The organism is Pseudomonas sp. LBUM1645, from assembly GCF_059716185.1.
Map to the genome: position 1 here is coordinate 3,755,724 of NZ_CP166811.1, position 14,995 is coordinate 3,770,718.

Below are 14,995 nucleotides of genomic sequence, written 5' to 3' on the forward strand. Positions count from 1 at the left end.
GTCGATCCTAGTGCGTGTACTTAGAGGCTGTCTTGCGCGCGTGCACGCAAAGAAATTTGTTTTACGTAGGCCTTGGGCGACTGACCGGTGTGCTGACGGAAGCAGCTATAAAACGCCGACAGCGAATTGAACCCGGCGGCGAACGCCAGTTCGTCGATACGCAGTGGCGGCGTGGCGGTATCCAGGGCTGCGAACAAATGCTGCAGGCGCGCCTGGTTGACGTATCGGTAGAAGCTCTGGCCAAGCACCTGATTCAGCAGATAGGAAATCTGATTGCGGCTGTACCCGCATTCCTTCGCCACCCGTTGCAGGTCGAGTTCGGGATCGAGGTAAGGTTGTTGGCGCTGAAAATACTGCTGTAAATCTTCAGCCATGAAGCTCAGCTGGCGTGCAGACAGCCCGAGTCGACTGACCGCCGGGCGTTGGCTGCTGGCGGCTTTACTGACGGGCTGCTCATGCACCAGCGAGGCATATTCGTTGACCCGCCAGATCAGTCCGTCACGGACAGTAATCGCCTCACTGGCCCGGAATGACACCAGACCGTCACCGCCGCGAAGGGTTATACGGTACTGAATGAACGCCGTGTTGCCATCCAGACGAATACGGTCCGAGTGTTCCAGGGCTTCATCGGGATCGCGGGGCATGCTGCTGCGCACGTATTCGCGTAATTCGGACAGCCCCATCACACGATTCTGGAAAAAATCGCTGTACTGAATCTCCGGGTGATAGAGCGCCATCACCCCGTCCAGGTCCCGGTGTTTCCAGCGCAAGTGATAACGCATCACCGTGTCGCCCGTGGCCTGGGTTTGCAGCGGACCATCATCATCGGCGTGCATAAAGGACTCGGCGAGAAAAAGCCGAGCTTGCCGAAATTCCGTCTCGGCATCAATGACCAACCAGTGGTGGCCAACTGCCGAACACTGACCGTTCCCGTGACCTGCATCAAAAAAACTGAACCAATCGCTAAACGGCCTGAAAAATCCACATTAATTTCACATCTGGATGCTACTTTTAAAGGCAGTCACCGGTTGAGCCATTGAAGGCTCTTCCCTCCTAACATGAGCTAAAGGAAGCGCTCGATGAATAAGGCGGGCAACATATGAATAAAGGGTTCAGTAAAGTCACCTTTCCAAACGCCTGCCAGCTGATGCGCTGGCATTTTCATCCCATGGGTTTCGAGGCGAGCATGGATGCGCCGGGCAGCATGATTGCCCGTCTATTTGACCGTGCCAGTGGCGAGACCATGATCGCCATCGCCGGCATTCCTTGCGCGACGGTAATGAATGCTGCGGATGTAGAACGAATAATCGAAGCGGTGGAGGACGAGCTTGAGGCTTTCATTCCACCCGCCGCCTTCAGGAGCTATGCCTGAAGGCTGAACACTCAACAACAAGCCCACGTTATGTGGGCTTTTTTGTGGGCAGGATCAAAAGATCGCAGCCTTCGGCAGCTCCTACAGGTATATGGATTCCCATGTAGGAGCTGCCGAAGGCTGCGATCTTTTAAGGTTCACGCCGATGTCTTGCCCTGTCGGTGATCGGCAAAGAACGCCTTGCCTTTGCCGATCCGATCGGAAGCTTTAGGCAGGTTGGCCGCTTGGGTGTCTTGCCCATCGACATACCAGTAGCAATGACTCACCGCCCGTGTGATGCCGACATAAGCCAGTCGCAAGATCTCGTCTTTCTGTGCGCTGTCGTACGCTTCGCTGTCGCCAGCCTTACCCAGACCGGCCATGCGGTAGACCTGGTTCTTGTACGGTGAACTGGTCAGGTGCTGACAATCACCCAGCAGGAACACCGCATCAGCCTGAAGTCCCTTGGCGCTGTGATACGTCAGTTGCTTGAGCCTTCGCGCTTCGTACGGCAAGCTAGAATCCACATTAACTACAGACTGAATATGCTCTTCTATCAATAACTTATCGCTGCTTTTTCGATAAAGCATCAAGATTGAATCGCCCTTTCTATAGTGCTCCATCAGGCGCTTGGCCATGCCTTGATCGTCGCGATCGAGAACGTTAACCGGCAGCAATGCCTTCGGCTCGCCACTGGCCTTGGCCTTCTTGCCTGCGATCGCTGGCGCCGCACGAACGATATGTTCGGCGGCATCGATGATGTGCTGATGGCTGCGATAGTTGTCGCTCAGCATCACCTTGGTCGTGCTCGGCGAAGGGAATTCCTTGTTGAATTCCATGAAGTACGTCGGTGAACTGCCCCGCCAGCCATAAATGGACTGCCAGTCATCACCGACACAGAGCAAGGACGAACGTTGTGCGCCGCGCCCCACGTGCATGGCCGGGCCGCGACTGCGGATTTCCGTCAGGCTCGCGCGGATCCAGGAAACGATCTGTGGCGATACGTCCTGAAATTCGTCGATCATCAAGTGCGACATCGGCCTGAGCAGCTCATCGCTCAGCAGCTTCAGGTTTTCCGGCGAATGTTCGCTGAACAAGGCGAACATCCGGTTGTAGGTCATCACCGGTGGTTTCTGATCGAGCAGGTGATCTTCCAGTGCTCGCCAGTACAGGCTCAAGGCCTCGAAGAAAAACCGGTCAGGGTCGTCCTTGGCAAAACTCATCTGGCCCACGGCATTGGGAACATCCAGGCCGAGGTTCTCGATAAATCCGGCGGCAGCGACAAAACAGTCCAGTAACGGCGCAGAGCTGAGCTCGCCCTTGACCTTGTAATCGAAGCCTGGCCCGGCACTGGCATCGCCTCCAAGGGACGCCAATACACGCTTTGATGACTCGTAACTATCCAGCCATATCAATGACTTACGACAGAAAGCTTGAAACAGGGTGCGCTTGACCGCCCATTCCGCGCGCACGCTCAATTTGGCATTGGGGCGGCTGACCTGCGGGTTTTCCCGGGGATCGAACCCCAGCACCACCCAAGCGTCCAGGCTTGGAATATAGCCATGACAATGAAATGTAGAGCCGTTGATATCGAACGTCTGGCGCTTCGGCTCGATGCCTTTGATCGGCCAGGCACCCGCGCGAAACCACAAATCTTCGATAGCGTCGCAGAGCTCTTCGTCGCGCTTGGCGGCCAGTTCGGTCACGGCCATGCGCTTTTGCACGTCCGGGTGATCGCGCTCCAGCTCCTTGAGTTGCAGCGCGTGACGGGACAATGGCTGGATCAATTCGCGAAAGCGCTCATTGCGAGTGTGCAGGCTGTGATAACAAGCGTTGAGTTGCTGGCGCTGGGCGTCGTTGATGCGCAGGTCGAAAGGATTGCTGTCGACCTCCTCATCGCCGTTTTGCGCACGGTGACTGAGGTTTTCGAACGCTTGCAGCCGCTCAAACCCCGGCAGGCTGCGAACCATCGGCAGGATTCGCGAATGAAAGGTGCGCACCAGATCACGCGCCTCTTTGAAACTGAGCGACCGGCCCCAGAGTGCAAACAGCTCGATCAGTTTGTTGATGAAATCTTTGCGCGATTCACGGGTAAAGGTCACCACCGTCATCGAACTCAGCTCGAACCCCAGATAATGGGTCAGCAGCAAAATTCGCAACACCAACGTGGTCGACTTGCCCGCACCCGCGCCGGCAATCACCGAGGTCGAGGGTGTGTCACTGAAGATCATTTTCCACTGCGCGGCGCTGGGCTGGGCGTGCGGTGGCAGCAGTCGAGCGACATCCGTCTTCATGCGCTTCTTCAACTCGGCGTTCAACGGCAGACGCCAATCGTCGAACAGATTCTCGTCAACGTTGGGCGGCCGGTGTTCGGTCGAGCGCGAGTCGCGGATCAGCAATACCTGCCGGCCTTCTTCCAACCCTTCAAGTTTGCCTTCCTTATAGCCGTAATCCACCCCGGCACTGTGCCCACTGCGAAAGCCGTCAGCCTGGCCGTGCAGCCAGGATGCCCGGTGTTGTGCGCGCAGACGCGTCAGGCCGTGACCAAAGAAGCGGGCGGCAAGACGCTTGAGCAGCGGCATCTCGGCCAAGGGACGAAGTTCAGGAGGAAGATCGGGGGTGTGTTGCGGCACGCGGGCTGACTCCAGGGTGTGAGGCTGTTGAGGGCTATGGTGTCTGCATTTGCCGTTCAGTTCTAGTGAAATGCTTACAGGTCATTGGCTTATGCGATGAAGTGAAGGTTGGGTGAGAATCTTTCGAGGTGATTTGATATCAAATTATTCGATTGTATTGAGGCATTTTTTACGCTTTTTATCGATTGGTGCTTGATAGATGATGCTCGCCATCAACCACCGGTTCGCGTTTCGTGGCTCAGGCGCTCTGCCCCATGACGAACCTTTTCAGGAGACGATCATGCTTGAACTCAGACCCTTCAAATCCCTGGGCGGCGCCAACCATGGCTGGTTGGATGCTCATCACCACTTTTCGTTCGCCGAATACCATGACCCAAAACGCATGAACTGGGGCAACCTGCGGGTGTGGAACGACGACGTGATTGCCTCTGGCACCGGGTTCCCGAAACACCCGCACCGGGACATGGAAATCATCACTTATGTCCGTGAAGGCGCAATCACTCACGAAGACAACCTGGGCAACAAGGGTCGTACCGAAGCGGGCGACGTTCAGGTCATGAGCGCCGGCACCGGGATCGCCCACAGTGAATACAACCTGGAAGCGACCGCGACCAAGATCTTCCAGATCTGGATCATCCCGAACGAAACCGGTTTGGCACCGTCCTGGGGCGCCAAGCCCTTCCCCAAAGGTCAGCGCGAAGGTTTCGTGACACTGGCAAGCGGCAAGGCCGGCGACGATCAAAGCCTGCGGATTCGAGCCGATGCCCGATTGGTGGCCGCGAACCTGAAGGCCGGTGAATCCGCCGAGTATCGCCTGGACAATGGCCGTCGTGCCTATCTGGTTCCGGCTACCGGTGTCATTGAAGTCAATGGCTTGCGTGCACAAGCTCGAGACGGTATTGCGGTTGCCGATGAGCAAGTGTTGCGGGTGACCGCCATCGAAGACAGTGAAATCGTCCTGGTGGACCTGGCTTAATCGTCAAACGCAAGGCAAAAAAAGGGGCGACCATCATGGCCGCCCCTTTTTACATTCTGGGTTACTTCGCAGAGATCGCGCCGTCCACCAGTGTTTGCGCTTCTGCCACCAATTGCTTGAGGTGTTCGTCACTGACGAAGCTTTCAGCGTAGATCTTGTAGATGTCTTCAGTGCCCGACGGACGCGCCGCGAACCAGCCGTTCTCGGTCATGACTTTCAGACCACCGATCGCCTGGTCGTTACCCGGTGCGTGACTGAGGATGCTCTGGATCGCTTCGCCCGCCAGTTGGGTCGAGGTGACCTGATCCGGCGACAACTTGCTCAGCAGGGCCTTCTGCTCAGGATTGGCCTTGGCATCGACGCGCACCGAGAACGGTTCGCCCAGCTCATCGGTCAAGGCGCGATAGGCCTGACTTGGGTCGCGGCCGGTGCGGGCGGTCATTTCTGCCGCCAGCAATGCCGGGATCAAGCCGTCCTTGTCGGTGCACCAGACGCTGCCATCCTTGCGCAGGAACGAAGCACCGGCACTTTCTTCGCCGCCAAAGCCCAGAGAGCCGTCGAACAGCCCGTCAGCAAACCACTTGAAGCCGACCGGCACTTCGTACAGGCGACGCCCCAGACGTTTTGCCACGCGATCGATCAAGCCGCTGCTGACCACGGTTTTACCCACGGCCGCATCGGCGCGCCATTGCGGACGATTCTGGAACAGATAGTCGATCGTTACGGCGAGGTAGCTGTTCGGCGCGAGCAAACCACCGGACGGGGTCACGATGCCATGGCGGTCGTGGTCCGGGTCGCACGCGAATGCTACGTCGAAACGCTCTTTCAGACCGATAAGGCCCTGCATGGCGTGAGTGGACGATGGGTCCATGCGGATCTGACCATCCCAGTCGACCGTCATGAAGCGGAAGGTCGGATCGACCTGTTTGTTGACCACTTCCAGATCCAGACGGTAATGCTCGGCAATTGCCGACCAGTAGCGCACCCCTGCTCCGCCCAGCGGATCGACACCCAGATGCAGCTTGGCATCACGGATGGCGTCGAAGTCGATCACGTTGATCAGGTCGGCGACGTAGGTATTGAGATAATCGTGACGATGGGTCGTGCTGGCCTTCAGCGCCTGCTCGTAGCTGATGCGCTTGACGCCGGCGAGCTTGTTGCTCAGCAGTTCGTTGGCCTTGGCTTCGATCCACTTGGTGATGTGGGTATCGGCCGGGCCACCGTTGGTAGGGTTGTATTTGTAGCCACCGCTTTGCGGCGGATTGTGCGACGGCGTGATGACGATGCCGTCCGCCAGGCCCGACGTACGTCCACGGTTGTAGCAGAGAATGGCGTGGGAAATGGCCGGTGTCGGGGTGTATTCGTCACCCTCGGCGATCATTACCGTCACGCCGTTGGCGGCCAGCACTTCAAGGGCACTGGCGCCGGCCGGGGTGGACAGCGCGTGGGTGTCGATGCCGACGAACAGCGGGCCGTCGATGCCTTGGGCTTCGCGGTACAGGCAGATCGCCTGGCTGATCGCCAGGACGTGCCATTCGTTGAAACTCAAGTCGAACGAGCTGCCTCGGTGCCCGGACGTGCCAAAAGCTACGCGCTGGGTCGAGATGGCGGCATCGGGCTGGCCGGTGTAATAGGCCGTTACCAGTCGCGGGATGTCGACCAACAGTTCTACCGGTGCCGGTTTGCCCGCAAAAGGACTGAGTGTCATGCAAAACCTCTGAAGTCGAGTGGTTCAGGAATAGGAACGCAGTTTACTGGCAGTTTGACCGCAACGCGATGGGATCGATCCATGAGTGTCACGCAGCGTGTGTGGCCCCGTTCAATCGATCGATTCCAGACGCAAAGCGTCCCCTAACAAGCCCATCGCCGCGGCAAGGTCGTGATCACCGCCGAAGGTGTGACTCAGGCGCAAGTGTTGCGCGTGCAAGCCCTGGAGACTGAACAGCTCTCCCGGTGCGATCACCACCTGGTGCTTGAGCAGGCGGTGGAACACCCGACGTACATCGACCTGGCGCAGCGAACGAACCCAGATGGTTGCACCACCCTGGGGTTCGACAAAGTGCAAGGCATCGCCCAGACGCTCCTGCAACAGCTGCGTCATCTGCACCTTGCGGTCCTTGAGCATCCGCCGTAATACCTGAAGATGCTGATCGACACGTCCGTTGCCGTACAAGCGAGCGATGGCTTTCTGGCGAATCGGTGACAAGCGGAACGAACGCAGCAGAACGTACCGTTGCAGTTCAGCACTGAAATGCCGCGACAGCAGATAGCCGTATGGCGCCTCCGGCCCGATGATTTTCTCAAAGGTGGAAAACACGATCAGCCGATCGGGGTCCAGCAAGTCGCGAAACCGCTGGCCGTCCGGTTCGAATCCGAGTTCGCCGTAACAGTCGTTTTCCAACACCCAACTGCCATGTCGCTCCAGCAACTGCGCGACGACTTGTCGATTGTCGTCGGGTGCCAGGCTGCCTCGCGGCATGTTCAGCCCGGATGAAACCATCACCAGCCGCACCGGCTCGGTCTCCAGCAGCTCCTCGAGCCATTCGACGTCCAGGCCACCGCTGGATTGCACCGCCAGCTCGATCACTCGCACCTGCGCAGCCTGCAGCAACCGCAGAATCACCCAGTCGCACGGCGACTCGACCAACACCGTGGCGTCCTTGAGATTCAACACCGCGATCAGTATTTCCAGCACACCACGCAGGTCGGCGCCAATATAGACATCGTCGGCATGCCAGCAGCGCAGCGGCGAGGTGGTGTAGCGCGCTGCCAGGGCAATGCGCAATTCCAGCTCGCCGCAAGGTTGCGATGTCGGTTGCGGCTGACGCGGATACTGGCGCAGCAGTTCTCGCTCCAGCAGTAACAACGGACTGTCGAGGGGCTGCAACAACGCCGGCTCATCGGCGCTCAAAACCAGCATTCCGGGACGTCTGGCATTGACATAAACGGTTTCGAGCAGGTCTTTGCCACTGCTGAGCGTGCTGATGGAGGACACCGGTAACGCGTAATAGCCGGACTTGGCCACCGAATAAACGCGCCCTTCCTTCTCCAGAAGCGAATAAGCGTACTGAATAGTCGAGATCGATACGTTCAGGCGCTCCGCCAGCTGTCGCAACGAAGGCAGACGGACTCGCGTGTCACTGACCGGTTCGTTGATCAGGTTAGTCAGATATCGGTACACCGCCTGATATGCGAAGTCAGTTTCTCGTGGCCCTTTCATGGGCGAGGGCCGAATGCCATGTGAACGTCATCACACATCGTCAAGAAGTCCGTCAAACCAGACACTTTCAGCGCCCCGCTGACCATTCATCCGCCACCGCCGTGTCGTCGTCATAGTCGGCTGCTTCGGCTTGCAAACCCGCGCCGCCGAATTCCGGAGCGCCTGCCCTACCCTCATCCGCAAACACCGGGGCCATGCGGTAAAGCTTGCCGATCAAGCTGACAGGCAACCCGCTGACGTCAGTCATCCATTGCAGAACCTGCTCCGGCACCGGATTGCCCTGCATTGCCCGGTGCAAATCAGGCATCGCCACGAGCATGCCGGGGTGACACTGGCGCAGAAAACGCTCAAGCGCCGCGCCATGCTCGACGAAAGGCGAAAAGAGCAGACACACCAGTTGAGCCTCGCTCAGGCCAAGGTTTTTTTGAGCCTCGGCCGCTGCCAGCACGCGCTGCTCGGCCAACGTTGCCGGATTGCCGAACGCCTCTACCGCTTGTTCGCACAACCTTTCCGCCAGTTGTTTGCGCCGCATCATCACCAACGCCCGTTGCAGGTATTCGGCGACACCCGTCTCGTAGCCGCGCTCGTGCACGAAGCACGACTGCAAACCCCGCATGTGTGCAGAGATAGAAAGGCTGACGTACTCGTTGTCGCTGAGCTGAGCCACCAGTTCGTCAGGTTGAAAACCGAGAAACTCTGTGAGCAGCGGCCAACGCTCTTCCAGGTTGCTGACCAGCATGTCGTGAATGTCGATGTACGTTGCGCGACGACAGGCCTCAAATCGTTCGGCCGGACGCCACGCAACCTGACCATGCTCAGCATAAAAAGCGCGGTAGCAGTCGCTGCCCAGTTCATCGAGCAGCGCAAATAGCTCCTCATAGCCGGTTTCGTGGTGATTCGAGGTCTTGAGCCCGGCCTTGGCGGCAGCACGTTTCAACCCGTCGAGAAACTGCTTCTGCTGACGAGGTGAATCGCTGCTGATCAATGCATCGACACCGCTGTCCCAACGAGCTATTTGCCCATAGAACTCGCCGGTGGCCAGATACCCGTCGTCCCACAAATCAAGCGGCCCATTCCAGGCGCGACGATGGCCCACCATCAAAAAATTGAGCCGATTCGACTCACGGCCGCCTTCGGAAATCGGCGTCATGTGGCTGAACGGCAGGACTTCCCGGTTATCAACCATCAACACTTCAACCCGAGGATCGTCGTAGAGGAACAAGGCGCTGTAGCTGCGATGAATGTTTTCCAGGGCCGTCGGGCTTGCGCCGTTCAAGCGCAAGGATGCCACTCGCAACTGGAATGTCGCTGGTGCCCGGCCGGCGATACTCAGCTGTGCAGCGCGCAGCAGCGCCAGGGTGTAGCAACTGTCACGGGACCCGGACTGAATCGCCAAGACCTTGTAATCGCCAATACGCTCCATGCCCCCGGCGGCCACCACCAGTCGCTGAATCATCAGCTGCAATGCCGTGCGTTCGGCGCGCGAGAAGAAACTCAGCAATCGCTGCAGCACTTGCTGATAGACATAGTTCATCGCTTGGTCATGGATATTGGTCATCTTTATTTACCTGATGCTTGTAAGTTCGATATCGCGCCAACAACGACACGCATTGCGCAATGGGTTGCTTGCCACGATTGAAGTACTGGACGCTATTGTCAAATGCTAGCACTTAAGCTTTTAGTAATTATTTGAAATACCTAGAAGTCTCCCCTGCCCCCTCCAGAGACAGGTGGCCGCGAACCCCCGTAGAACCGGCCTCTTGCAGTTGCGAGCGACATCCTAGGAAATGTCCGACAGCGTCCCACAGACAATTAGCACAAGAAATAGAGAAAGAAGTCACCCATGTTTTTTTGGCAACTGCGCAACGACGAACTATTGGTCGGATATCTATTAACAGTGTGTATTGAAAAGTATCAACCTGATACCCAGCCATGACTCATTCCTTGAGATGAAAGTAATCATTCAATTATCAAGGCTTATATGATGATTAGAAGATACAGATTGAGAGCAAAAACCAGTTCAGTTGCTGAACTGACCCATTGATGGGGCAATGGGACGTCTCATTTTGGCAGGTGCTGAAAACAGAAGAGTCCGTGGGCACGGACTCTTGCAGAGGGGGTTTATTTGAAGGGCTTATGCAGGTTCGACCTGGAGGGCGACCCGTTCGCGGCATGGGCATTCGTCCATGTAGCGGTGTGCTTCGACAAACTCGGCAAACGGGAAGACCCGAGTCTTGAGCGGCAGCAGCACGCGGTCGGCGGTCATCTGGTTGATGTCGCGCAAGGCACGTTGCAGTGCGACCTGGTCCTGGATGATGCCCAGTTCAGGCTTGCCGGTGAAGTTGCCGATGCAGTGCACAAAGAACTGGATGTTCTTCTGGAACGCTGCGCAGGCCGGGAATGGCGTCTGGTTGCCACCTTGCAACCCGTACAGCACCAGGCTGCCACGAGGTGCAAGCACATCGCCAAGCAACGACATCTGTGGACCGCCGAGACCGTCGAACACAACGTCCACGCCACGGTTGTCGGTGATCTTGTTGATCTGCATCAGCAGATCCTGTTCTTCGGTGACGATGACTTTCTCGGCACCCAGGGACAGCAGATTCTCACGCTCTTCCGCCGTTTTGGTCGCGGCAATGACCCGGATACCCAGAGCCTTGCCCAGTTGTACAAAGGACGGACCGGCACAGTGACTGGCGTCGGTCACCAAGGCGAATTGACCGGGTTTGACCCGTGCCAGATCGACATAAGCGAAGTAAGCGATCAGCAGCGGCGTGTAATGCACGCTGGCTTCGATCGGGCTGAGCACGTCCGGGTAACGGGTAAGTGCCGAGCGCGGCAGAACGATCTGTTCGCCGTAGACCGGATAATCGTTGGGGCTTTCAGCCGGGAAGCTGGCGACCTTGTCGCCGACTGCCAGATCATCGACGCCCTCGCCGACCGCCGTCACGACGCCGGACATTTCATGGCCAAGGCCTGAAGGCAGACGAGCGTGGGACGAGGCCAGGTTCTGGCGCCAGAGAATATCGTACCAGCTGATGCCAATCGCCTCGACGCGCACCTGCACTTCGCCCGGCGCAGGGAGAGCGGCCGCATGCTCTTCGCATTTGAGCACCTCGGCTGGACCAAACTTGTGAAAACGGATCGTGCGGGACATCGCAAACCTCGTCAAAGAAACCTCTAATGCCCTGAACTCTATCTGGGCTTTCTACCCAAGACTATCAGTGGCTATTAATAGTCGACATGCCTGTCATTGATTCCGCAGCGCCGGTGACATCATCAAATGCCGTGAAAACCGAAGCAGCCATTTCAGGAAAACTGAATTACTCGGTGCAGAGTAGCAGCCTTTCCCCTTAATATTCATGCCGGCCATTGTTCTCATATGGCCGCTCTCGTCAAGCTTGATGACTCTGCCAGGACTCCAGATGAATCGTAATGACCTGCGTCGTGTCGACCTGAACCTGTTGATCGTTTTCGAAACATTGATGCATGAACGCAGTGTGACCCGCGCTGCGGAGAAATTGTTCCTCGGTCAGCCGGCCATCAGCGCGGCACTCTCGCGCCTGCGCGGGCTGTTCGATGATCCGTTGTTCGTGCGTACCGGCCGCAGCATGGAACCGTCCGCCCGGGCGGTGGAAATCTTCGCCCTGCTCTCGCCTGCATTGGACTCGATTTCCACCGCGGTCAGTCGTGCGGCGGAATTCGACCCGGCCACCAGCACCGCGGTGTTTCGCATCGGGCTGTCGGACGATGTCGAGTTCGCGCTGCTGCCGATGCTGCTCAAGCGCCTGCGCGCCGAATCACCGGGGATCGTGCTGGTGGTGCGTCGGGCCAACTACATCCTGATGCCGAGCCTGTTGGCCTCGGGCGAAATTTCCATCGGCGTCAGCTACACCGCCGACCTGCCGGCCAACGCCAAGCGCAAAGTACTGCGTCGCAGCATGCCGAAGCTGTTGCGGGCCGACACGGTGCCGGGGCCGTTGAGCCTGGATGATTTCTGTGCACGGCCTCATGCGCTGGTGTCGTTCGCCGGCGACCTGAGCGGCTTTATAGATGAAGAGCTGGAAAAGCTCGGACGCAAACGACATGTGGTGCTCGCAGTGCCGCAGTTCAATGGACTCAGCACACTCATCAGCGGGACCGATATCGTCGCGACCGTGCCGGATTACACGGCTGAAGCGTTGACGGCGGCCGGTGGTGTGCGGGCTGAAGATCCGCCGTTGCCGGTGCGCAGTTTTGAATTGCACATGGCCTGGCGCGGGTCGCAGGATAATGATCCGGGCGAGCGTTGGTTAAGGTCGCGGATTCAAATGTTCTTTGGCGACCCTGAAAGCCTTTGAAAGGGGCTGGCACATCTCTCGTCCATGATTTACCACCTTGAGACATTACAAGACGAAAGCTTCGGTGATGCTCGAGTCGGCTGCTTGGCGATCTCACGGTCAGCGAAAGATCGCCATTCGCAGCTGTAACCTATCTACTGCAAGCGCATTCGTTTTATGTCCCGCTGCGGCGGCTCTCCGAACAGACGGCTATACTCGCGACTGAACTGCGACGAGCTCTCATACCCCACCAACCCTCCCGCACTGCTTGCGTCGACATTCTGACTTAGCATCAACTGTCGAGCCGCTTGCAGCCGCAATTGTTTCTGATACTGCAGCGGACTCATGCCCGTTACGGTGCGGAAATGCTGGCGAAAGGTAGACGGACTCATGTGTGCATTCGCCGCCAAGTCGTCCATGCGTAGTGCAAGGCGAAAGTTAAGTTTCAGCCAGGCAAGCGTCTTGGCGATGTGTTGGCTCGGCGAGCCCGCGGCGACGACATGTAGCAACTGCGAACCATGAGCACCGCTTAACAGGCGAGCTATGATCTCTTCCTTGATCAGCGGCGCGAGTGTTTCAAGCAGTTCAGGCTCGCTGAGTAGTCCGACCAAACGCTCCAGTGCATCAAGCACCGCGGCGTCCAGCGCCTGTACCGTGATTGGCCGGAACCCTTCATCCTTCATGCGCTGTGACAACCGCATGCGCTCGGCGAGCTGTATCACCGTGGCGCTGTCAAACGTAAGCATCATGCCCAGAAACGGTTGTGCGACGCTCGCTTGGGTCACATGTGAAATGACCGGTAGGTCAACGCTGGTAACCATGGACTGACCGGGCGCGTAACTCAGCACTTCCTCCCCCACCATGACCTGCTTGCAGCCTTGCAAAGTCACCCCAATCCCCAGTCCGTAAATACAGTGCACAGGCGCAGTGGAAGACTTGCGTCGATGCAGGCTCAGACCGGGAACGGCGGTGAGCAGGTCGCAATCACTGCGCACAATCTGGCTGACGACGCCGGCGAGACGACTTGTGTTGGTGGCAATTTGGTGACTTTTGGTAGCAGGCTGCACAGTGCTCTCCTTGAAAACATGAAGTCTATAGCTGCTCACGAACGATGCCGTTGCTCACACGAACAATGTCTGCCATGACCGCCAGGGCAATCTCCGCCGGGGTCTTGCTCCCCAGCCTCAAGCCGATAGGTGCATGAATCCGCTCAAGTGCCCGATCTTTCGGCATACCGATGCGTTTGATCCGCTCCAGGCGCCTTGCGCTGGTGCGCTGGGAGCCCATGGCGCCGATGTAGAATGCTGGGGTTCTGAGCGCTTCAAGCAAGGTTAGATCGTCCAGGCGGGGATCATGGGTCAAGGCCACGATGGCCGTCGCCGCGTGGCAACCGACTTGGGAAATGTATTTAGCTGGCAACATCTCGACCAACGTCACCCCTGCCATGCTGAACCCCGAGGTCAGTTCTGTGCGCGGATCACAGACGATCACCTCATAACCCAGTGCAACCGCGAAACCGGCGCAAAACTCTGCCACCGGCGACAGCCCAGCCACCAGTAACCGATGAGCGGCCCCCACGCGAATGCGCACCTGATCGACTTCCACGCAGACGGCTGCGCTAACCGCCGTCTCGATTTCAATGCATCGAGTTTCGGACCTCAATGAAACCCGGCGTTCCACCCGATCCTGGCCCTGCAACGCACGTAGTAACACGGCGAAGTGCTCCCGCGCCTGGGAATTCGGCTCAAAACGCTCTACCAGCACATCAAGCACACCGCCACAGGGCAACTCCAGCGAGGGTGCAAGTCCACCCTCGCCATAGCGCACAATCTGGTTGTGGCCGGCGAATTCGTCACGGCCCAATCGGTCCAGGAAATCCTCCTCTACACAACCTCCCGACAGCGAGCCGCAGAAGCGTCCCGTCGGCAAGGCTACCAGCATCGATCCAGGCCCCCGTGGCGCGGAGCCGAATGTCGCAAGAACCGTGCACAGCCACACGCAATGGCGCTGATCGAGCCAACTCAGGGCTTGCTGAATGACCTGAAGATCAAGGTTTTTCATAGGCGTCTACGTGAGCCATCAGGCTGTCGGTTGAAACACGCACTTCAGCCACTGCGTGATACGTACTGAACAACAGAGCGCTGGCATGATGTTGGCGAGCCAGATGTAACAAATCCGGTTCTACCGTTTGCGCCAATTCAAGTGCGTGCTCGCCGTCGGCTCTGGAGGACCACAGAAACTTCATGAGCACCCGTTCGCCCTCATCACTGACATGTACTTGCGCACTGATGAAGCCAGGATAGAAGCAAGTAAATTGCTTCGAGCGAGTGATCAATGCCGTCACCAGCCCCTGCACATGGAACGGATCGACGGTGAATTCAACGAACTGGCTAAACCCGGAATCGCGGGCTGATTCATTCATGAGCACTCTCCAAAAAACAGGTTCAGGTCGTGGGCCTTGCTCAGCAGCCCGATCATGGCGAAACAGGCATTCAT

General features: G+C 57.8%; 12 protein-coding genes. 3 read left to right on the forward strand and 9 right to left on the reverse strand.

What is annotated here, in order from left to right; all coding sequences use genetic code 11:
* Positions 1–20 precede the first annotated feature (20 nt).
* Positions 21–836 (reverse strand): helix-turn-helix transcriptional regulator, encoded by an 816-nt coding sequence (locus tag ACA079_RS16755; RefSeq protein ID WP_497700130.1) that lies wholly within the window; start codon positions 834–836, stop codon positions 21–23.
* A gap of 263 nt (positions 837–1,099) precedes the next feature.
* On the opposite strand from ACA079_RS16755, the gene ACA079_RS16760 reads away from it, so the two are divergent.
* Entirely contained in the window at positions 1,100–1,372 is a 273-nt protein-coding gene (locus ACA079_RS16760; protein WP_415769132.1) for a DUF1652 domain-containing protein, read from the forward strand.
* A gap of 137 nt (positions 1,373–1,509) precedes the next feature.
* Here ACA079_RS16760 and ACA079_RS16765 read toward each other — a convergent pair whose 3' ends face one another.
* Positions 1,510–3,984 carry a UvrD-helicase domain-containing protein gene (locus ACA079_RS16765; protein WP_497700131.1) on the reverse strand — a complete coding sequence of 825 codons (2,475 nt, stop codon included), beginning with the start codon at positions 3,982–3,984 and terminating at the stop codon, positions 1,510–1,512.
* A gap of 280 nt (positions 3,985–4,264) precedes the next feature.
* Here ACA079_RS16765 and ACA079_RS16770 point away from each other — a divergent pair, with 280 nt between their 5' ends.
* Entirely contained in the window at positions 4,265–4,960 is a 696-nt protein-coding gene (locus tag ACA079_RS16770; RefSeq protein WP_497700132.1) for a pirin family protein, read from the forward strand.
* Positions 4,961–5,021: 61 nt separating this feature from the next.
* On the opposite strand, the gene pgm is transcribed toward ACA079_RS16770, so the two are convergent.
* From pgm to ACA079_RS16790, 4 genes are all read right to left on the reverse strand, one after another.
* Complete coding sequence (gene pgm, locus ACA079_RS16775) at positions 5,022–6,668, reverse strand: phosphoglucomutase (alpha-D-glucose-1,6-bisphosphate-dependent) (protein ID WP_497700133.1); 1,647 nt, start codon at positions 6,666–6,668, stop codon at positions 5,022–5,024.
* A gap of 111 nt (positions 6,669–6,779) precedes the next feature.
* Entirely contained in the window at positions 6,780–8,180 is a 1,401-nt protein-coding gene (locus tag ACA079_RS16780) for an aminotransferase-like domain-containing protein (RefSeq protein WP_497700134.1), read from the reverse strand.
* Positions 8,181–8,247: 67 nt separating this feature from the next.
* The gene (locus ACA079_RS16785) at positions 8,248–9,738 is read right to left on the reverse strand and encodes a hypothetical protein (protein WP_497700135.1); all 1,491 of its coding nucleotides are present in this window, start codon (positions 9,736–9,738) and stop codon (positions 8,248–8,250) included.
* 576 nt (positions 9,739–10,314) lie between these two features.
* Positions 10,315–11,337, reverse strand: a complete 1,023-nt coding sequence (locus tag ACA079_RS16790) for a zinc-dependent alcohol dehydrogenase family protein (RefSeq protein ID WP_056743735.1) — start codon at positions 11,335–11,337, stop codon at positions 10,315–10,317.
* Between the two features lie 268 nt (positions 11,338–11,605).
* On the opposite strand from ACA079_RS16790, the gene ACA079_RS16795 reads away from it, so the two are divergent.
* Complete coding sequence (locus ACA079_RS16795; RefSeq protein WP_007896187.1) at positions 11,606–12,520, forward strand: LysR family transcriptional regulator; 915 nt, start codon at positions 11,606–11,608, stop codon at positions 12,518–12,520.
* Between the two features lie 134 nt (positions 12,521–12,654).
* Here ACA079_RS16795 and ACA079_RS16800 read toward each other — a convergent pair whose 3' ends face one another.
* From ACA079_RS16800 to ACA079_RS16810, 3 genes are read right to left on the reverse strand one after another with little or no spacing between them, the layout of a single operon-like run.
* A complete protein-coding gene (locus ACA079_RS16800; RefSeq protein ID WP_497700136.1) occupies positions 12,655–13,566 on the reverse strand; it encodes an AraC family transcriptional regulator in 912 nt (303 codons plus the stop codon).
* A gap of 25 nt (positions 13,567–13,591) precedes the next feature.
* Positions 13,592–14,560 (reverse strand): XdhC family protein, encoded by a 969-nt coding sequence (locus tag ACA079_RS16805; protein ID WP_497700137.1) that lies wholly within the window; start codon positions 14,558–14,560, stop codon positions 13,592–13,594.
* The gene (locus tag ACA079_RS16810; RefSeq protein WP_497700138.1) at positions 14,547–14,921 is read right to left on the reverse strand and encodes an antibiotic biosynthesis monooxygenase; all 375 of its coding nucleotides are present in this window, start codon (positions 14,919–14,921) and stop codon (positions 14,547–14,549) included. Before ACA079_RS16810 ends, ACA079_RS16805 begins: the two co-directional genes overlap by 14 nt.
* Positions 14,922–14,995 lie beyond the last annotated feature (74 nt).

What these genes read in the sequence shown, in the direction of transcription:
- ACA079_RS16795 (WP_007896187.1), top strand. Translation starts at nt 11,606, where the DNA reads ATGAATCGTAATGACCTGCGTCGTGTCGACCTGAACCTGTTGATCGTT.
- ACA079_RS16755 (WP_497700130.1), bottom strand. Translation starts at nt 836, where the DNA reads ATGCACGCCGATGATGATGGTCCGCTGCAAACCCAGGCCACGGGCGAC.
- ACA079_RS16785 (WP_497700135.1), bottom strand. Translation starts at nt 9,738, where the DNA reads ATGACCAATATCCATGACCAAGCGATGAACTATGTCTATCAGCAAGTG.
- ACA079_RS16790 (WP_056743735.1), bottom strand. Translation starts at nt 11,337, where the DNA reads ATGTCCCGCACGATCCGTTTTCACAAGTTTGGTCCAGCCGAGGTGCTC.
- ACA079_RS16780 (WP_497700134.1), bottom strand. Translation starts at nt 8,180, where the DNA reads ATGAAAGGGCCACGAGAAACTGACTTCGCATATCAGGCGGTGTACCGA.
- ACA079_RS16805 (WP_497700137.1), bottom strand. Translation starts at nt 14,560, where the DNA reads ATGAAAAACCTTGATCTTCAGGTCATTCAGCAAGCCCTGAGTTGGCTC.
- ACA079_RS16770 (WP_497700132.1), top strand. Translation starts at nt 4,265, where the DNA reads ATGCTTGAACTCAGACCCTTCAAATCCCTGGGCGGCGCCAACCATGGC.
- pgm (WP_497700133.1), bottom strand. Translation starts at nt 6,668, where the DNA reads ATGACACTCAGTCCTTTTGCGGGCAAACCGGCACCGGTAGAACTGTTG.
- ACA079_RS16760 (WP_415769132.1), top strand. Translation starts at nt 1,100, where the DNA reads ATGAATAAAGGGTTCAGTAAAGTCACCTTTCCAAACGCCTGCCAGCTG.
- ACA079_RS16810 (WP_497700138.1), bottom strand. Translation starts at nt 14,921, where the DNA reads ATGAATGAATCAGCCCGCGATTCCGGGTTTAGCCAGTTCGTTGAATTC.